This is a genomic window from Ruegeria sp. O5, from assembly GCF_056535105.1.
On record NZ_JBQERN010000001.1, the window covers coordinates 812,605 to 829,217 of the forward strand.

At 56.5% G+C, this 16,613-nt stretch carries 21 protein-coding genes; 10 read left to right on the forward strand and 11 right to left on the reverse strand.

All coding sequences use genetic code 11. The features are described 5' to 3' along the window. Position 1 precedes the first annotated feature (1 nt). On the reverse strand, positions 2-370 hold the full coding sequence (locus tag ACR0M3_RS04035) for a hypothetical protein (protein ID WP_480484201.1): 369 nt from the start codon (positions 368-370) through the stop codon (positions 2-4). 41 nt (positions 371-411) lie between these two features. After that, on the reverse strand, positions 412-729 hold the full coding sequence (locus ACR0M3_RS04040; protein ID WP_480484202.1) for an ArsC/Spx/MgsR family protein: 318 nt from the start codon (positions 727-729) through the stop codon (positions 412-414). Positions 730-943: 214 nt separating this feature from the next. On the opposite strand from ACR0M3_RS04040, the gene ACR0M3_RS04045 reads away from it, so the two are divergent. Further along, positions 944-1,150 carry a cold-shock protein gene (locus ACR0M3_RS04045; protein ID WP_008758035.1) on the forward strand — a complete coding sequence of 69 codons (207 nt, stop codon included), beginning with the start codon at positions 944-946 and terminating at the stop codon, positions 1,148-1,150. A gap of 84 nt (positions 1,151-1,234) precedes the next feature. Here ACR0M3_RS04045 and ACR0M3_RS04050 read toward each other — a convergent pair whose 3' ends face one another. Beyond that, positions 1,235-1,543: a hypothetical protein gene (locus ACR0M3_RS04050; protein ID WP_480909798.1), complete on the reverse strand. Its 309-nt coding sequence runs from the start codon at positions 1,541-1,543 to the stop codon at positions 1,235-1,237. A 61-nt stretch (positions 1,544-1,604) separates the two neighbouring features. Continuing rightward, a complete protein-coding gene (gene thyX, locus ACR0M3_RS04055; protein ID WP_480484204.1) occupies positions 1,605-2,513 on the reverse strand; it encodes an FAD-dependent thymidylate synthase in 909 nt (302 codons plus the stop codon). Between the two features lie 176 nt (positions 2,514-2,689). Between thyX and ACR0M3_RS04060 the strand changes: the two genes are divergently transcribed. Genes ACR0M3_RS04060 through ACR0M3_RS04070 form a run of 3 tightly spaced genes read left to right on the forward strand, consistent with a single transcriptional unit; the run spans position 2,690 to position 4,526 of the window. After that, entirely contained in the window at positions 2,690-3,118 is a 429-nt protein-coding gene (locus tag ACR0M3_RS04060) for a VOC family protein (protein WP_480564111.1), read from the forward strand. Next, entirely contained in the window at positions 3,115-3,816 is a 702-nt protein-coding gene (locus ACR0M3_RS04065) for a DUF1194 domain-containing protein (protein ID WP_480564108.1), read from the forward strand. The genes ACR0M3_RS04060 and ACR0M3_RS04065 overlap by 4 nt, the downstream gene beginning before the upstream one ends. Further along, the gene (locus ACR0M3_RS04070) at positions 3,813-4,526 is read left to right on the forward strand and encodes a DUF1194 domain-containing protein (RefSeq protein ID WP_480909799.1); all 714 of its coding nucleotides are present in this window, start codon (positions 3,813-3,815) and stop codon (positions 4,524-4,526) included. The genes ACR0M3_RS04065 and ACR0M3_RS04070 overlap by 4 nt, the downstream gene beginning before the upstream one ends. Here ACR0M3_RS04070 and ACR0M3_RS04075 read toward each other — a convergent pair whose 3' ends face one another. From ACR0M3_RS04075 to ACR0M3_RS04085, 3 genes are all read right to left on the reverse strand, one after another. Further along, on the reverse strand, positions 4,527-5,024 hold the full coding sequence (locus tag ACR0M3_RS04075; RefSeq protein WP_480484207.1) for a MarR family winged helix-turn-helix transcriptional regulator: 498 nt from the start codon (positions 5,022-5,024) through the stop codon (positions 4,527-4,529). It abuts the gene before it with no gap. A gap of 78 nt (positions 5,025-5,102) precedes the next feature. Continuing rightward, positions 5,103-5,327 carry a succinate dehydrogenase assembly factor 2 gene (locus ACR0M3_RS04080; RefSeq protein ID WP_480558342.1) on the reverse strand — a complete coding sequence of 75 codons (225 nt, stop codon included), beginning with the start codon at positions 5,325-5,327 and terminating at the stop codon, positions 5,103-5,105. A 29-nt stretch (positions 5,328-5,356) separates the two neighbouring features. Beyond that, the gene (locus ACR0M3_RS04085) at positions 5,357-5,749 is read right to left on the reverse strand and encodes a helix-turn-helix domain-containing protein (RefSeq protein WP_267366820.1); all 393 of its coding nucleotides are present in this window, start codon (positions 5,747-5,749) and stop codon (positions 5,357-5,359) included. Positions 5,750-5,841: 92 nt separating this feature from the next. Here ACR0M3_RS04085 and ACR0M3_RS04090 point away from each other — a divergent pair, with 92 nt between their 5' ends. Then, positions 5,842-7,044, forward strand: coding sequence for a pyridoxal phosphate-dependent aminotransferase (locus tag ACR0M3_RS04090; protein ID WP_480484208.1), 1,203 nt, complete (start codon positions 5,842-5,844; stop codon positions 7,042-7,044). Positions 7,045-7,046: 2 nt separating this feature from the next. Then, positions 7,047-7,448 (forward strand): hypothetical protein, encoded by a 402-nt coding sequence (locus ACR0M3_RS04095; protein ID WP_480909800.1) that lies wholly within the window; start codon positions 7,047-7,049, stop codon positions 7,446-7,448. On the opposite strand, the gene ACR0M3_RS04100 is transcribed toward ACR0M3_RS04095, so the two are convergent. Both ACR0M3_RS04100 and ppk2 read right to left on the reverse strand, forming a co-directional pair. Beyond that, positions 7,445-8,815, reverse strand: a complete 1,371-nt coding sequence (locus tag ACR0M3_RS04100; protein ID WP_480484274.1) for an MATE family efflux transporter — start codon at positions 8,813-8,815, stop codon at positions 7,445-7,447. The two genes, ACR0M3_RS04095 and ACR0M3_RS04100, sit on opposite strands and share 4 nt — an antisense overlap. A 107-nt stretch (positions 8,816-8,922) precedes the next feature. Next, on the reverse strand, positions 8,923-9,846 hold the full coding sequence (gene ppk2, locus ACR0M3_RS04105) for a polyphosphate kinase 2 (protein WP_267367366.1): 924 nt from the start codon (positions 9,844-9,846) through the stop codon (positions 8,923-8,925). A gap of 121 nt (positions 9,847-9,967) precedes the next feature. Here ppk2 and ACR0M3_RS04110 point away from each other — a divergent pair, with 121 nt between their 5' ends. Then, positions 9,968-10,846 (forward strand): alpha/beta fold hydrolase, encoded by an 879-nt coding sequence (locus ACR0M3_RS04110; RefSeq protein ID WP_480909801.1) that lies wholly within the window; start codon positions 9,968-9,970, stop codon positions 10,844-10,846. Positions 10,847-10,916: 70 nt separating this feature from the next. Here the strand turns inward: ACR0M3_RS04110 and ACR0M3_RS04115 are convergent, their stop codons facing one another. Then, positions 10,917-11,525, reverse strand: coding sequence for a carboxymuconolactone decarboxylase family protein (locus ACR0M3_RS04115; protein ID WP_480564101.1), 609 nt, complete (start codon positions 11,523-11,525; stop codon positions 10,917-10,919). A 152-nt stretch (positions 11,526-11,677) separates the two neighbouring features. On the opposite strand from ACR0M3_RS04115, the gene parE reads away from it, so the two are divergent. The 3 genes from parE to ACR0M3_RS04130 all read left to right on the forward strand — a co-directional run bounded on the left by parE (position 11,678) and on the right by ACR0M3_RS04130 (position 15,694). After that, complete coding sequence (parE, locus tag ACR0M3_RS04120) at positions 11,678-13,636, forward strand: DNA topoisomerase IV subunit B (protein WP_480909802.1); 1,959 nt, start codon at positions 11,678-11,680, stop codon at positions 13,634-13,636. Continuing rightward, positions 13,636-14,445, forward strand: coding sequence for a hypothetical protein (locus ACR0M3_RS04125; protein WP_480909803.1), 810 nt, complete (start codon positions 13,636-13,638; stop codon positions 14,443-14,445). The genes parE and ACR0M3_RS04125 overlap by 1 nt, the downstream gene beginning before the upstream one ends. A gap of 277 nt (positions 14,446-14,722) precedes the next feature. Beyond that, on the forward strand, positions 14,723-15,694 hold the full coding sequence (locus ACR0M3_RS04130; RefSeq protein ID WP_480909804.1) for a UDP-glucuronic acid decarboxylase family protein: 972 nt from the start codon (positions 14,723-14,725) through the stop codon (positions 15,692-15,694). Between the two features lie 28 nt (positions 15,695-15,722). On the opposite strand, the gene ACR0M3_RS04135 is transcribed toward ACR0M3_RS04130, so the two are convergent. Beyond that, positions 15,723-16,562, reverse strand: coding sequence for an EamA family transporter (locus tag ACR0M3_RS04135; protein WP_480909805.1), 840 nt, complete (start codon positions 16,560-16,562; stop codon positions 15,723-15,725). Between the last annotated feature and the right edge of the window lie 51 nt (positions 16,563-16,613).

The following is a 16,613-nucleotide window of genomic DNA, read 5'->3' on the forward strand; positions in this document are numbered from 1 at the left end:
CTCAGAAATGTGCCTTGGGCTGGTCCGGTTTTCCCGCGGCCAGCCCAAGTATCCCGGCGATCCCGGCAAATGTGATCGGGAACATGGTGAAAACACCAAAACCAAAGGCGTAGTACATCGCAGCCGCTGACCCCAGCAACAAGACCCCGCCAATCAACGCGCGCGCTGGTGCCATGGCCCCGCCCGCGATTGCCAGCAAGGGCGCGATAATCGAAATGGCTTGCACCAGATCAGGATTGTCGACCTGGCTTAGAACTCCGTCAATCTCGCCGACATGGTCAACCACGACCACCTTTGCATAGCCGAAGAACCCGACGATCATTCCGATCAACCCGGCGATTACACCCAATAACATTGCGGCATTACGCATTGAAAACCCTCATTGTAGCTTTCACGCAGATAAGCACCCGTTCAGGAAATGCCAAGCTGAGCACGGGTTTCAGCTGTCCAACCCAACAACAGCCTGCCATCGACTTCGATCAATGGGCGTTTCATCAGGGTCGGGTGCTCTTTCAAAAGCTCCAAAGGGGGCTTGGCACGCTGGGTTTCGTCCAATCCGCGCCATGTCGTCGATCTGGTATTAAGCAAGTCATTGCCGAACTCGGCAAAGGCCCGTGACAGCACCGAACCCGGCACACCGTCGCTGCGTACATCAGAAAATTTGACGTCTGGCAGCGATTTCAATGCCTTGCGACAGGTGTCACAGTTTTTCAATCCATAAAGCTGCATGTCTTTGACGCTCCTGCCCATGCTTTGATTTTAAGCAATCTTGCCCGCTTCTTGCGGTTATTCTTGATTTTTTACTTCACCGTGCAATGTTGAAAAAGGCGAAACACACGAATTGGACTGTTCAGCCAGTGCCAAAACAACTTTTTCGTGGTGACGCTGACCACAGCCCCCACCAATTTGTGGGACAATGCGTAAGTAGAAGGAGACACGGGACATGCCAACCGGCACCGTGAAATGGTTCAATACCACTAAAGGCTATGGATTTATTGCCCCTGACGAAGGGGGCAAAGATGTGTTTGTACATATCTCGGCCGTAGAACGGTCCGGCCTCACCGGACTCGCAGACAACCAAAAAGTTTCGTACGAGTTGCAGGACGGACGCGACGGCCGCCAAATGGCAGCTGATTTGAAACCACTGTAACGACATCCCGCTAAACACGCGGTTGATCATTAAGGATGACGGCCAATTTCCGGCCGTTATCCATCCCCCACCGGTTTCGTTCCATTACCCTCGCGCGGGCTTGGCGTCGGCGTGGGTATTCCAGTTTTCGCCCATGGCAACGATGCAGGATGTGCCTGTCGCGTAGGTGACAACCATGGTCCAGTCCCCGTGCTGACTTGCCCAGACTTCCATAATCTGTTCCGGCCCGCGAACACCCGATGCCACGCGCCGCGCACCGAACTGCCTTTCCAGTTTCTGGTGCAACCGGAGCGTCGGTTCGCACAAAACCTCAGCTATGGGGGACTTGGCCTGCGCAGGCAAGGCGAGACCAAGAAACAGACATAACAGAGCAAAATGCAAAATGCGGGCCATGGAACAAGTGTAACAATTCCATGACGACACGTATAGACAAAAGCTATGCAGCTCGTCAGCTCTATTTGCGAATGATCGCCTCGAACTCACGCCATTCGCGCGCTGTCATCCCCGAGTTTTCTTGCGTGACCGCCTCTCCTGCCAGCATGCGTTGCAGGCTTTCGACCATCTGGGCAGACAGGTTCACCGCACCCAGCCGGTAATCCTCGAACGCCTTATACGCAAACGGCACCCAATCAGCGACGATCTTGCACATCGCCTCGGCATAAACGCGGATTTCATACTGAGCATGCGGATCGGCCCGCAGGCGCAGGAAGTGGAACAGATTATGCAGATCCACCTTCCAATACCATTGCGTATAAACGTTTGCGGGTAGGTTCATGCGGGCCAGTTCACGTGCTAGCCCCTGCTGCCCGTCCTGGCTGATCATGGACTCGTAATTGTCATAGCACCGCGTGCTGTCGGCCTTGAGGGTTTCCAATACGCGCGCGGCCTCTTCACCTTCCAACGTTGCCCCACGGCCCTGATTGTTCACTTCGGACTGTGCCGCCACATGTTCTGGGGCTGGGATATAGAACTCGCGATCCAGAATTGAATACCGTGCCGAGTATTCATTCACATTGGCGGTCCGGTGCCGGATCCACTGCCGCGCCACGAACACAGGCAATTTCACATGCAATTTGACTTCGCACATTTCGAATGGCGTGGAATGCCAGTGCCGCATCAGATACCGGATCAACCCCTCGTCATTCTGAACGGATTTGGTGCCTGTGCCATATGAAACGCGCGCAGCCTGACAGATGGCGGCATCGTCCCCCATATAGTCGATCACGCGGACAAAGCCATGATCCAGAACCTGATGCGCCGTGTACAGGTGGTCTTCCATTCCCGCCGAGACAACTCGACGCGTGGGATGCGATTGCGCGCGTTGCGCGTCGATCTCGGCCTGTTGGTCAGGGGACAGCGGCATCGAATCTTCCTTTCTGGCAATGAGTCGCCCACTACTATATATCGCCGATCCCGACACAGGAACCGCGATATATGCCGCAACCGGCGCAAAAATCAAATTGCTGCCGAGGGCTCTATCGACACATCGAGGCGGAGCGCTAAGCTCTTGGCAATGTGAGTCGAAAAAGGATGGCCGAAATGGCGCTGAAATATCTTCACACCATGGTCCGCGTGAAGGATCTGGAAAAATCCATGGCATTTTACGAGCTTCTGGGTCTGAAAGAAACACGTCGGTATGACAGTGAAACCGGCCGATTTTCTCTGATCTTCATGGCCCCTCCGGGACAGGAAGAGGCGCCGATCGAGTTGACGTACAACTGGGACGGCGATGACGCGCTGCCAGCCGACAGCCGTCACTTCGGCCATCTGGCCTACGGTGTCGACAATATCTACGAGGTTTGCCAACATCTTCAGAACAATGGCGTTACGATCAATCGCCCGCCAAGGGATGGTCGCATGGCTTTTGTTCGATCGCCCGACAACATCTCGGTTGAGCTTTTGCAGAATGGAGAAGCACTGGAACCAGCCGAACCCTGGGCCAGCATGGAGAGCAGTGGTCACTGGTGATCCGTTGGCTGATAGCGTTTGGGCTGGTCGTTCAGGCCAGCCCTGTTAAGGCCGAGCAATGCCGCTTGGCGCTGGCCTTGGCGATGGATATTTCCGTTTCAGTCGATGAGGCTGAAGATGTGTTGCAACGGCAGGGGTTAGCCGCCGCCTTGATTGCACCCGAAGTGCAAGAGGCCTTCTTTTCTTCACCGATGCCCGTTGCCCTGGCGGTATATGAGTGGAGTGGCCGCTCAACCCAAAATGTCGTCCTGAACTGGACAATGATCGATGACGTGGGTGATCTGCTGTTCGCATCCAGCCAGGTCAGCCAATCCGTCCGATCTGACAGCGGATCGGCAACAGCTATGGGCTATGCGTTGGCATACGGTGCAAGTCTTATGGAGCAAGCGCCGCAATGCTTGTTTCAAACCATTGACCTGTCCGGCGACGGCACGAACAACGATGGCTATGGGCCGCAGATCGCCTATCGGCACTTTCCCTTTCAAAACACTGTCGTGAATGGGCTTGTGATCAACGCAGCCGATTTCGAGGGAGAATTGTTCCTGATCCCTTTCTTCGAAAATAATGTCCTGCACGGGCCCGGCGCCTTTTTGGAGATTGCGACCGGGTTTGAAGATTTCGAGCGCGCCATGCGAAAGAAACTGAAACGGGAACTGAGCGGTCTGCAAATCGGTGCATTACGGAATGAAGGCCCATGATACGTCAGGTGGTCGTCTTTCTGGCTTGCCTGATATCAGGACCTGCCTTTGGCGAATGCCGGCAGGCCCTTGCGCTGGGGCTGGATGTGTCGGGTTCGGTGGACAGCCGGGAATACAGGCTGCAACTGGACGGGCTGGCGTCGGCCCTGAGCCGCCCCGAAGTCAGCCAGCTGATGTTGTCGGACGGCGCAACCTCCTTACGTCTGGCGATCTTCGAATGGAGCGAGCGGGGACATGAACGGATGCTGCTGGAGTGGACAGAAGTACGGTCCCCCGCCGACCTGATCGCAATCAGTGATCGCTTGATCCGGACCTCGCGCAGCACAGCACCGCAAGGAACGGCGGTAGGGTCGGCCATGTTATTTGGCTCTTCCCTGCTTGATCAGCAAAGGGAGTGCTGGCGCCGTACGCTGGATCTGTCCGGAGATGGTAAACATAACCTTGGACCGCATCCACGGGATGTGAAAGCCAGTTTACGACATGACGGGATCACAATTAACGGGCTGGTGATCGGCGCTGACGATCCGAAGGAAGGTGATCGGAGATATGTTCAGGTGGGTGAACTTTCAGCTTATTATTCAGCCTGGGTCATTTTGGGGCCAAACGCGTTCGTAGAAGTGGCGCTGGGCTTTGAGGCGTATGAAGAGGCCATGACTCGCAAACTTCTTCGTGAGCTGGACAGCCTTGTCCTGTCTGACGCCCGTCACTGATCAATAGATATACCTTATCTGATCCGTCCAGTACCGTTCAACGCGACGCAGCGAACTGGTGATATCTTCGATGCCTTCAAGCCCAAGCACCCCCCTGCCTTGCAGGCCTTCGGCGTGACGCGCAAACAGCTTGGACACGATATTGCGGATTTCCCTGCCTTGCGGCGTCAGGCGCACGCGGACCGAACGGCGATCAATCTCGCATCTTTGGTGGTGCATATAGCCCATCTCAACCAGTTTCTTGAGGTTATAGCTGACATTGCTGCCCTGATAGTACCCACGGCTTTTCAGTTCGCCTGCCGTGACTTCGTGATCACCGATATTGAACAGCAACAACGCCTGAACCGCATTGATTTCCAATACGCCGACGCGCTCAAACTCGTCCTTGATGACATCCAGCAACAACCGGTGCAGTCGCTCCACCAGGGCCAGCGCCTCAAGATAGCTGGTTATGAAACCCTTAGTCTCTGGTGTGGAGACCTGCATTTCCATACTCATCCGACCCTCCGATTCAGTCGCGCTGTTTGACACACGATGAACCGAAAATCCGAAAAATCGGTTAAGCGGAACTTTGCCTTATTTCTGAAAGGTTTGAGCTATGTCTGCAATCAGGCTGGCAAATCGCGCCGGAGGCTGCACCTGCCCTGTAACCCATTGATAAAGGTCCTGGTCATTTTCATGCAACAGCGCGTCATAGACATCCAGCCCGGCGGTATCCATGTCGGCCAGATTGCGACCGGCATAGGCTGACAGGATAATGTCCATCTCTTTGATGCCGCGTCGCATCGACCGCATTTGCATGCGTTTGATGCGCACATCCCGGGGTTCGCTCAATTCTTCTGCTCCAGCATCTGACGCATTTTCTTTTCCAGACGCGCTGCGCGTTCAGAACAGGCGCGCATTTCCGCACGGATGGCGCGCAGTTCGGCCACGGCAGAGGACAGTTCCATACCGCCTTCGCCCTCATCCACGGGCGCATCCATGCCGTCGCCCTCGCCGGTCAACAACCACATGATTGAGACATTGACCATGCCCGCCATCATTGACAGCCTGTTGGCCCGGGGTTCGGACAGATCGTTTTCCCAATCTGAAATTGTCGCCTTTTTGACCCCAAGACGCCGCGCCAGTTGCGCCTGCGTCATTCCCGCGGCTTCGCGTGCGCCTGCCAGACGGTCTCCGAATGTCGCAGAATCCGGACCGTACCAGTCGTTTTCATCATTCATTCGGGTCTCCATCTCACATTGTCTATACTGCTTGATCGTCACTCGGACGCACCCTATGACAGTCGGGCTGAACATACAAACCGAGGCCGAGCATGAGTTTTCTGTCTGCGACACTGTCACGCGTCAAACCTTCACCCACCATCGCCATGACAGCCAAGGCAGCCGAGCTGAAGGCCGCCGGGCGTGATGTCATCGGCCTAAGCGCTGGTGAGCCGGATTTTGACACGCCCCAGAACATCAAAGACGCCGCTGTTGCGGCCATCGCAGCAGGCAAAACCAAATACACCGCGCCGGACGGCATCCCCGAGCTGAAACAAGCGGCATGTGCCAAGATGAAACGTGACCACGGGCTGGACTATTCGCCGGCCCAGATCTCGGTCGGGACCGGTGGCAAGCAAACGCTGTACAATGCTCTGATGGCGACGATGAATGAAGGCGACGAGGTGATCATCCCTGCACCGTACTGGGTCAGCTACCCCGATATGGTGCTTTTGGCCGGGGGCACCCCTGTTGTGGTCGAGACGACGCTGGAAAACAGTTTCAAGCTGACCCCAGAACAACTGGAAGCCGCCATCACGCCCAAGACAAAGTGGTTCATCTTTAACTCGCCTTCGAACCCAACGGGCGCAGGGTACAGTCGGGATGAACTGAAGGCGCTGACCGATGTTCTGATGCGTCATCCGCATGTCTGGATCATGTCGGACGACATGTACGAACATCTGGCCTATGACGGGTTTGAGTTCTGCACCCCGGCCGAGGTTGAACCCGGTCTATTTGACCGAACCCTCACCTGCAACGGGGTTTCAAAAGCCTATGCCATGACCGGTTGGCGCATCGGTTATGCTGCCGGTCCGGTCGAAATCATCGCGGCCATGCGCAAGATCCAGTCGCAATCCACCTCGAACCCCTGCTCGGTCAGTCAGTGGGCTGCCGTCGAGGCCCTGAACGGAACTCAGGATTTTCTGGCCCCGAATAACGAGACATTCAGGCGCCGGCGCGATCTGGTGGTTCGGATGCTGAACGAGATTGATGGCGTCACCTGCCCCACACCCGAAGGGGCCTTTTATGTCTATCCGTCTATCGCCGGATTGATCGGGAAGACGACGCCCGCCGGGACAGTTCTGGTAGACGACGAAGCCTTTGCAACCGCACTTCTGGAAGAGGCCGACGTGGCCGTTGTATTTGGCGCCGCCTTTGGCCTGTCGCCGAATTTCCGCGTCAGCTATGCTACGTCCGACGCGGCACTGACCGAAGCTTGCAGCCGCATCCAGCGTTTTTGTGCTTCTCTGAGGTGACCATGTCCGCCGAACTGCCTGAGTATTACTTTCGCATACGTGAAAACGGTGCTGCGGTGTTTCGGATCGATACGGAAAACCGTCAGCGCCGGATCGAGATGGACCAGATTGCCGTCATCAATATCCGCAATGGCGAGGTCAAGCCGCACGGGCAGCGGACGCTGTCAGACCGGGATCAGACCGAGATTGCCCAATGGATGGAAGAGCGCCGGGCCCTGTTGGCCCAGCGTGACATTGACGATATTCATCGCGCGGTCGACTATCTGAACCTGACCACGCAATGGGCACAGTCCAAGGCAAGCGATACGCAGCTGGAGGATGTGACAGACAGGTTGCTGATGGCCATGCACGACCTGCGCACGGTATTGGTGCGAAAAAAGGCAGATCGGCTAGACAAAGACTAGGCAGGCTCGGCCGATGCCTGTATCTGCTGTACCGAATACATCCAGAACCGGGTCATGAGAAGCACGGCCGCGAAGGCGAGACCAAGCACCAGGCCCAGCCAGACGCCGATGCCGTCCATATGACGGACAAAGCCGAAATAATACGACGCGGGAATCCCTACGACCCAATAGCTGAGCGCCGCCATGACCATTGGGATCTTGGCATCCTGCAACCCGCGCAGCAGGCCCAGCGCAATCACCTGCGCGCCGTCGACCAGCTGAAACAAAGCCGCCATGGCAAGCAATCCGGTACCGATAGTCAGGATTTGGCCCCGCTGCGGGTCATCTGTTTCCATGAACAGGGAAATCAAAGGCTCGGCGCAGGTCAGGAACAGAATGATGGTTGCCACCGACATGACCAGCGACATACCAGTCACGGAAATTGCACCCTTTTCCAGATGCGCCCTGTCCCGACGACCCAGCGCATTGCCAGCCCGGATGGTCGCCGCATTTGATAACCCCAGGTGAACCATGAAAGTGGCAGAAGCCAGATTCAGGGCGATCCCATGCGCAGCCAGCGGGACCTGACCCAGCCAGCCCATCATCACCGCAGAAGTCGCGAACAGTGAAACTTCGGCCAATGTGGTCAAGCCGATGGGTACACCCAACTTCCATACGCTGGCAAACATTTCCCAATCCGGTCGCCAGAACCGCTGGAATAGGCTGTGCTCTGGCAACGTCCGGATCACATAGATAACAACCGCGATCAGCGAAACAACTTGTGTCGTGATCGAGGCGATTGCCGCCCCTGTCACGCCCAGTTCGGGGGCACCCCAGTTGCCGAAGATCAGCGCATAATTGGTCAGCCCGTTCACAGCCGCCGCCGCAATTGTGATCCACAAAACAATCTGCGTTCGCTCCAATGCCGCCAGATAGCTTTTCAACACCATCACAATGAGGGCCGGAAACAATCCCCAACCGGCAACTCGCAGATATTCGGCTGCGGTTTCAGCAATTTGCGGTTCCTGCTTCATGGCGATCAGGATCGGATAGGACCACCACAGCAAGGGCATGACAACCACGGCATACAGCAACGACAACCATAGCCCCATCCGGGTCGAGCGGCGAATGCTGGTCTCGTCCCCTTCCGCCGCCGCTGTGGCAACCATGGGCATGACGGCCCATCCAAATCCCGCACCAAACAAAAACAACACGAAATAATAACTGTTGGCCAAGGTAACGGCCGCCAACGCCTCGACCCCGTACCAACCCAGCATGATGGTGTCGGTCAAGCCGATTGCGTACTGCGCCAGATGACCGCCAACCAGTGGCAGGCCGAGAACGGCAATAGCCCGAAAATGGGCCGGATATGTCATCACCTTTGTCATCGCTCCAGCCATATGCGCGCCATTGGCGCGGGACAAGAGCGGATCGGCAATATTTCATATTGAGACTTTTATGCCCGACCGTTTCCTGAGGCCGGGCATCTTTGCAATCAGCGGGCGTCGGGGTGCAGAGCCGTACCCAGAATATGCTCGGACCGGTGAATAACGTGATGCGCCTGCCCTACGATCAGCGGATCAGGCTCGCCCACGATATCGTGATCCTTGCCGGGGTAATCCAGCGAGGACAGGAAGTGACGCATACAGTTCAGGCGTGCGCGTTTCTTGTCATTTGACTTGATGATCGTCCAGGGTGCGTCAGCCGTATCCGTGTAAAAGAACATGGCTTCTTTCGCCTCGGTATAATCATCCCACTTGCTGAGGCTCGCCTTGTCGATGGGCGACAGTTTCCATTGCTTCAAGGGGTCGGTTTCACGGCTTTTGAAACGGCGTTGCTGCTCTTGCTGTGTAACCGAGAACCAGTATTTGTATAGCTGAATGCCCGAGCGCACCAGCATCCGTTCCAACTCGGGCGTTTGCCGCATGAACTCAAGATATTCGTTGGGCGTGCAGAACCCCATGACCCGCTCCACACCCGCGCGGTTGTACCAGGACCGGTCATAGAACACCATCTCGCCCACGGTCGGCATCTCTTGAATGTAGCGCTGGTAGTACCACTGGCCTTTCTCTTCCCAGGTCGGTTTGTTCAATGCAACAACACGGGCCTGACGCGGGTTCAGGTGCTCCATGAACCGCTTGATCGTACCCCCTTTGCCTGCCGCATCGCGCCCTTCGAACAACAAGACAAACCGCTGCCCCGTTTCCTGCGCCCACAGCTGAACCTTCAAAAGCTCGGCCTGCAGATTGGCTTTTTGCGTCTCATACACCGACCGGGCCATTTTGCGGCCATAGGGGTATTTCCCACTTTCAAACGCCTGCCGGATTTTCTCGGGGCTGGGCGCTGAAGGGTCGGTGTCTTTGGCGAGCGTGGTCTTGATCTGGGTGGGTTCTGCGTTGGTCGTGGCAATGGCGTCCATACATCCTATCCTTTTCTACTGTCCTGAAGGGTGGCTAGCAGAAAGCTCGGAAATGCGCTTTGATTGGTGTCAAATAGATGCCTCAAAAACCCATGATTTCCAGCGCGGATCCCTTGTTCCAATGCAGACGTCTTTTTTCAAGCTGAACGGCCATTCTTTCCACGTCAAGACATGGGGCGACAAAGCCGCGCCACCATTATTGATGCTGCATGGTTTCCCCGAATACAGCGGTGCCTGGGCCGATCTTGCGCCTCATCTGGCCGAACGCTTTTATTGTATTGCTCCGGACCAGCGCGGTTATGGCCAAAGCTGGTGTCCCGAAGGGGTGCAGAACTATACCCTGTCGCAACTGGTCTCAGACATGGCCGCACTGATTGAAACCAGCGGCGCGCCTGTTGCGCTGCTGGGTCACGACTGGGGCGCATCGGTGGCTTATGGCGTTGCCATGTTCCGCCCGGAACTCGTTGATCGGTTAATCATTGCAAACGGCGTACATCCGGTGCCGTTTCAACGCGCGATGGCCTTGGGTGGCGCACAATCCACAGCCTCGCAATATATCAATCTGCTGCGAGCACCCGATGCCGCACAAAAACTGTTCGAAAACAACTTTGCGATGCTGGAACAGTTCTTTCGCCATGGTATGGGGCTGGACTGGTTGACCGAAGCTCGCATGGCCGACTACCGCACTGAATGGGCCCGACCCGGTCGGCTGCAGGCGATGCTGAACTGGTACAGAGCCTCTCCGTTGGTTGTCGCCAAACCCGGTGTCCCCGCGACAGACCTGCCCGACCTGCCGCTCGACCGGTTGCATGTCAGGTGTCCGCACTTGTTGATCTGGGGGCCGGATGACAAAGCCCTTTTACCGGAAGCCACTGAGGGGCTGGAGGCGTTTGCCACCCACCTCACCCGTGTCACGATCCCTGGGACCGATCATTGGTTGCATCATCAAAACCCGCGGGCCGTGGCGCAGGCCATTCTGGAATGGACTGGCCTGACGTAATCAGGCCCCACCCGCGCGCAACGGCAAGCCAGGCAGCCTTTGTCGCAGCACCAACGATATCTGTAGCACCTTACCGGTGCCCCCAATCGTCAGGGTTGTCAGAGTTGTTCGGCGACAACCCCAACTCATCACCATCGGTTGAGCACCCAAGCCCCAGAACCGTCCGGTTTGCATATGAAAAATAGGAGCAAACCTGATTGATCTCTAGGATTTCGCCATCATCCCACCCCGCGTCGCGCAGGGCGCTGACATCCGCCTCGACCAGATCGCCCGGCGCTTCGGTCAGCTTGCGGGCATAATCCATCGCAGCCATTTGCGCCGCATCCAGCGGTGCAGCCGAGGGATCGCGCGCCTCAATCGCTGCCCTGATCGCGTTGCCACGCACCGTATCACCCAGCAAGCGCTGAAGACCTGCAAAGTGATGCTCGACGCAATACCCGCACCGGTTCAGTGAGCTGACCCAAACCCCCAGCACTTCCAGAAACCATTTCGGTATCTTGTTGCCCGAATGATGCAGCACTGCCTTGTACATGGCCATATGGCCTTCCATCGAATGCGGTCGAAGGCTGTGTGCCATCATGATGTTGTCTACGTTATTGTTCGGCCCGGTCACGCGTTCGTAGAGTTTCTTCAACTTTCCAGTCGCGTCTTCGAACGGAACGGTTCTGATCCAGCTCATTTATTCACCTCCGCTTTACCGGGATCAAAGGACTGGTTATCTGCACGGATTGCAAGCGGCTTGACAGAAAACGCACAACACCTCGCGTCCCTCTTCCCCCGGACCACATCACCTGCCATAATGGCGGAAACCCAAAAACAAGAGCAGCACCCATGCCCGAAGATCTGTTGACGCCCAGCGCCACTTCTACCTATGACGCCTCCTCGATCGAGGTGCTCGAAGGGCTGGAACCGGTTCGCAAACGCCCCGGCATGTATATTGGCGGCACGGATGAGCGTGCGCTGCACCATATGTTGGCCGAGATCCTCGACAACTCGATGGACGAGGCGGTGGCAGGCTTTGCCAACCGGATCGAGGTCGAGCTGCATTCCGACTACGCCCTGACCGTCCGTGACAACGGGCGCGGTATCCCGATCGACCCGCATCCGAAATTTCCGGGCAAGTCCGCATTGGAGGTGATCCTGTGTACCCTGCACGCGGGTGGCAAGTTCTCGGGCAAGGCCTATCAGACCTCGGGTGGCTTGCACGGGGTTGGTGCGTCGGTGGTGAACGCGCTGTCTGATTCGATGGTCGTGCAGGTGGCGCGGGACAAGCAGCTATATGAACAACGTTTCTCGCGCGGTATCCCACTTGGCCCGGTCGAAAAGGTTGGCGCGGCCCCGAACCGGCGCGGCACAACGGTGACCTTCCACGCCGACCCGGACATCTTTGGCCATCACAAGTTCAAACCCGCGCGGCTGTTCAAATCCATCCGTTCCAAGGCCTATCTGTTCTCGGGCGTCGAAATCCGCTGGAAAACCGCCATCGATGACAGTGAAACCCCGCTTGAGGCCTCGTTCCACTTTCCCGGCGGCCTGTCGGATTACCTGAAAGAGACGATGAACGGCTCGTCCACCTATGCCGAGCAACCCTTTGCGGGCACCGTGGATTTTAACGAGAAATTCGGCACCCCCGGCAAGGTCGAATGGGCGATCAACTGGACACCGTCGCGTGACGGGTTCATCCAATCCTATTGTAACACCGTCCCCACCCCCGAAGGCGGCACCCATGTGGCTGGATTCTGGGCTGCGATCCTCAAGGGGATCAAGGCCTATGGCGAGTTGATCAACAACAAGAAGACCGCGCAGATCACCCGCGACGACCTGCTGACAGGTGGCTGCGCGCTGGTGTCGTGCTTTATCCGCGAGCCGGAATTCGTGGGCCAGACCAAGGACCGTCTGGCCACGGTCGAGGCGCAGCGGCTGGTCGAAAACGCGGTCCGCGACCATTTCGACAACTGGCTGGCGGCTGATACGAAATCCGCCGGCGCGATCCTCGACTTCCTCATCCTGAGGGCCGAAGAACGCCTGCGCCGTCGGGCCGAGAAGGAAACGCAACGCAAGTCCGCCACTAAGAAACTTCGTCTTCCCGGCAAGCTGGTGGACTGTTCCAGTTCAACACGCGACGGCACGGAATTATTCATCGTCGAGGGCGATTCTGCGGGCGGTTCTGCCAAGATGGGTCGTGACCGCAAAACACAGGCCCTGCTGCCCCTGCGCGGCAAGATCCTGAACGTGTTGGGCGCGGCCAGTTCGAAACTGGGCACAAATGCCGAGATCAACGATCTGACGCAGGCGCTGGGTGTCGGGCTTGGCACCAAGTTCAACGTTGACGACCTGCGCTATGACAAGGTCATCATCATGACAGACGCGGATGTGGACGGGGCGCATATCGCGTCCTTGCTGATGACGTTCTTCTTTACCCAGATGCGCCCAATGATTGACGCGGGCCACCTGTACCTGGCCTGCCCGCCCCTCTATCGCCTGACCCAGGGCGCCAAACGCGTCTATTGTCTGGACGAGGCCGAGCGCGACGAATGGCTGAAAAAAGGTCTGGGCGGCAAGGGCAAGATCGACGTGTCCCGCTTTAAGGGTCTGGGCGAAATGGACGCCAAGGACCTGAAAGAGACCACGATGGACCCCAAGTCCCGGAAATTGATCCGGGTCACCATCGACGAGGATGAACCCGGCGAAACCGGTGATCTGGTCGAGCGTCTGATGGGCAAAAAGCCCGAACTGCGGTTCCAGTACATTCAGGAAAACGCGCGGTTTGTGGAGGAGCTGGATGTTTGATGGCTAACAGGTCCACTCCACGCATTTCGTCAATAACATTCTACAAACACCGGTTTAAAAAAGCGCTCCAACACTACGCCAAGAATGGCGGCGAACCAATTGACGCCTATCCAAAGTTAAAAACGCAGATGGCTGCATCAAACTTAAAACTTGCAAAGGCATCCGCGACCTTTGTAGTGGTTGCGGCTGCGTTCATAGCGTCAGCATCTAGCGGCATACTAAGTATCAAAACGACTTTTTTTTCGTTCTCAATCCCCGCAGTATACTTGCTATTTATATCCTCTATTTTGTGGTTTTCAGTGTGCATTGCACTGATCACAACAAGTCAGCTTATAGCATTTTCAGCCGCATTTAGAAACTATTTTGGCCGCTTCCGAACTGACTACGAGATGCTAGTTTTTCTGAATGACGTTGAGTTGGATGACTTCATTGCGCCTCCATACCACGATATTTTTCTTGAACCTTCGAGATTAGCGCACAAGGTAAGATCGGCTATGTTTGGCCTGATCATACTCGCTATTATGACGCCTGCTGCCGCGGCCTTCTATTTTGTTTTTGAAAGTTCACTTCACACAATTGTCGACAACACTTCAGTCCCTTTACACAAGAGCCTTGCAATAGCTTCGTTGGCTGTTTTATTTTTCTCAACTCTGTTTCTTGTCTCAACGTTCATTCCCTTTAAAACCACTAGACAGACCACGTTCATTCGATGGTTGTTTTTGACGAGAATCCACAAAACAGTATGGGGAAGTTTCCACCCTAGATCGGAAATCTGGGTAAAAAGTTTGAATAAAAATCAACAAAAATAATTTAACAATGTAGAAACAGACCTTACGTCATTCGTGCTTACTACAAACCCGAGATCGACCGAAGTAAACTTTGAAACATGTCCGCCCATGTGGGCGGGGCGGGCGCGTGCTTGATGCCTCGCATCAAGCATTGACTGGGCGGAAGACCCACCACCACCACACGCGCCCTCAAAAAACCAAAATCTACTGCAATTCAAATCCCTTCGGTTTACTAATCAGATCAAGACCCGGCTTCCCCGTGACAAGCTGGCTTGGATTTAGCGATTAAGGATTTGCAATGGCCCGCCTTTATGACAGTCGAAAACGTGTTCTCGTAACCGGTGGGGCCGGATTTCTGGGCTCGCATCTGTGCGACCGGCTTCTGGATCAGGGGCATGAGGTTTTGTGCGTCGACAACCTGTTCACCGGCACCAAGCGCAATATCGACCATCTGCACAACAACCCGCGCTTCGAGTTCATGCGCCACGATGTGACCTTCCCGCTGTTCGTCGAGGTGGACGAGATATACAACCTCGCCTGCCCCGCCTCGCCCGTGCATTACCAGCACGATCCGGTGCAGACGACCAAGACCAGCGTTCACGGCGCGATCAACATGCTGGGTCTGGCGAAACGTCTGAGATGCAAGATCTTTCAGGCTTCGACGTCTGAGGTCTACGGTGACCCGACGATCCATCCGCAGACCGAAGACTATTGGGGCAACGTCAACCCGGTTGGTCCGCGCTCGTGCTATGACGAGGGCAAGCGCTGCGCCGAGACGTTGTTCTTCGACTATCACCGTCAGATGGGGCTTGAGATCAAGGTCGCCCGCATCTTCAACACTTACGGCCCCCGAATGCACCCCGCCGACGGGCGCGTTGTGTCGAATTTCATCATGCAGGCCCTGACGGGCGAGGCGATCACCATCTTTGGCGACGGCACGCAGACCCGGTCATTCTGCTACGTGGATGATCTGATCGAAGGGTTCATCCGCCTGATGGACACCGGCAAGGAGGTCACCGGCCCGGTCAATCTGGGCAATCCCAACGAATTCTCGATGAACGAGCTGGCCCGCGAGGTGCAGGCGCTTGTTGGCGCGGAAACCCCCATCAGTTTCAGGGAGTTGCCCGAGGATGACCCAAAACAACGTCAGCCCGATATCACGCTGGCGCGGACCCTTCTGAACTGGGAGCCTACGGTGCAGCTGAAGGAAGGGTTGGATGCAACGATCCGGTATTTCCGGGCGCTTCAATCAGAAGGCGCAGCCGGATAACGCGTCTCGCCGTGGCTCAGAGAATGGATCAGACCGCCGTGCCGATCAGCGCGACGCCAATCGCCATGAGGACCGCGGCGCCCAGGCGTCGCATCCAGTTGCCTTCCTTCAGGAAAATGAACCCGATCAGCGCCGCAAAGATGACCGAGGTTTCCCGCAGGGCCGAAACCGCCCCCAGCGGCGCAAAGTTCTTGGCGTAAAGCACCAGACCATACGCTGTCATAGAAACCAGCCCGCCTAAAAGGCCCGTCGTCCATATTCTGGCTGGCAGGTCTTTCAGGGTGGCGCGTTTCCTGACCCCGATAAACCCTGCAATGAACAGGTGCAGAAAGGCCCCCCACGCCCAATAGCTGAGCGTATTGCCTGACAGCCGCACCCCAATCCCGTCAACCACCGAATAGATCGAAATGCAGAACCCGGTTCCCAGCGCAAATCCCAGCGCGCTGCGCCCGACACCCGAACGCAGCGCCGCCCAGCTGCTCAGCTGAATGCCAACTGCGATCAAGGCGATCCCACCCCAAGCCTGCCAGGGCAGAACTTCGCCCACCAGCGCCATCGCCCAAAGCGAGACCAGTGCCGGAACAATCCCGCGTGCTATGGGGTAAACCACACTCAGATCGCCATGCTGGTAGGCCTTGCCCAGCATGAAGTAATAGCCGAAATGCACGACGGTCGAGAGCAGGATATAGACAAAGCTCTGCGTGTTCGGCAGCGGCAGCACCATCACCATAACCGCCGCCGGCAAGACCTGACCCAACGCGACCAGACCCAGCATGGTGGTGCGGTCCGCTGCCGTTTTCACGATGGCATTCCATACGGCATGCAGCAGCGCCGCCGACAGAATAATCAGAATGACGAACAGGGTCATACCCGAACCTTTCCCGCAGAATTCGTGCGTAAAAAGGGTCTTTGGCCCCAT

Excerpts from the sequence above, each read along its gene's own strand:
- ACR0M3_RS04035 (WP_480484201.1), bottom strand. The coding sequence starts at position 370 with ATGCGTAATGCCGCAATGTTATTGGGTGTAATCGCCGGGTTGATCGGA.
- ACR0M3_RS04040 (WP_480484202.1), bottom strand. The coding sequence starts at position 729 with ATGCAGCTTTATGGATTGAAAAACTGTGACACCTGTCGCAAGGCATTG.
- ACR0M3_RS04045 (WP_008758035.1), top strand. The coding sequence starts at position 944 with ATGCCAACCGGCACCGTGAAATGGTTCAATACCACTAAAGGCTATGGA.
- ACR0M3_RS04050 (WP_480909798.1), bottom strand. The coding sequence starts at position 1,543 with ATGGCCCGCATTTTGCATTTTGCTCTGTTATGTCTGTTTCTTGGTCTC.
- thyX (WP_480484204.1), bottom strand. The coding sequence starts at position 2,513 with ATGCCGCTGTCCCCTGACCAACAGGCCGAGATCGACGCGCAACGCGCG.
- ACR0M3_RS04060 (WP_480564111.1), top strand. The coding sequence starts at position 2,690 with ATGGCGCTGAAATATCTTCACACCATGGTCCGCGTGAAGGATCTGGAA.
- ACR0M3_RS04070 (WP_480909799.1), top strand. The coding sequence starts at position 3,813 with ATGATACGTCAGGTGGTCGTCTTTCTGGCTTGCCTGATATCAGGACCT.
- ACR0M3_RS04075 (WP_480484207.1), bottom strand. The coding sequence starts at position 5,024 with ATGAGTATGGAAATGCAGGTCTCCACACCAGAGACTAAGGGTTTCATA.
- ACR0M3_RS04080 (WP_480558342.1), bottom strand. The coding sequence starts at position 5,327 with ATGCAAATGCGGTCGATGCGACGCGGCATCAAAGAGATGGACATTATC.
- ACR0M3_RS04085 (WP_267366820.1), bottom strand. The coding sequence starts at position 5,749 with ATGAATGATGAAAACGACTGGTACGGTCCGGATTCTGCGACATTCGGA.
- ACR0M3_RS04090 (WP_480484208.1), top strand. The coding sequence starts at position 5,842 with ATGAGTTTTCTGTCTGCGACACTGTCACGCGTCAAACCTTCACCCACC.
- ACR0M3_RS04095 (WP_480909800.1), top strand. The coding sequence starts at position 7,047 with ATGTCCGCCGAACTGCCTGAGTATTACTTTCGCATACGTGAAAACGGT.
- ACR0M3_RS04100 (WP_480484274.1), bottom strand. The coding sequence starts at position 8,815 with ATGACAAAGGTGATGACATATCCGGCCCATTTTCGGGCTATTGCCGTT.
- ppk2 (WP_267367366.1), bottom strand. The coding sequence starts at position 9,846 with ATGGACGCCATTGCCACGACCAACGCAGAACCCACCCAGATCAAGACC.
- ACR0M3_RS04110 (WP_480909801.1), top strand. The coding sequence starts at position 9,968 with ATGCAGACGTCTTTTTTCAAGCTGAACGGCCATTCTTTCCACGTCAAG.
- ACR0M3_RS04115 (WP_480564101.1), bottom strand. The coding sequence starts at position 11,525 with ATGAGCTGGATCAGAACCGTTCCGTTCGAAGACGCGACTGGAAAGTTG.
- parE (WP_480909802.1), top strand. The coding sequence starts at position 11,678 with ATGCCCGAAGATCTGTTGACGCCCAGCGCCACTTCTACCTATGACGCC.
- ACR0M3_RS04125 (WP_480909803.1), top strand. The coding sequence starts at position 13,636 with ATGGCTAACAGGTCCACTCCACGCATTTCGTCAATAACATTCTACAAA.
- ACR0M3_RS04130 (WP_480909804.1), top strand. The coding sequence starts at position 14,723 with ATGGCCCGCCTTTATGACAGTCGAAAACGTGTTCTCGTAACCGGTGGG.
- ACR0M3_RS04135 (WP_480909805.1), bottom strand. The coding sequence starts at position 16,562 with ATGACCCTGTTCGTCATTCTGATTATTCTGTCGGCGGCGCTGCTGCAT.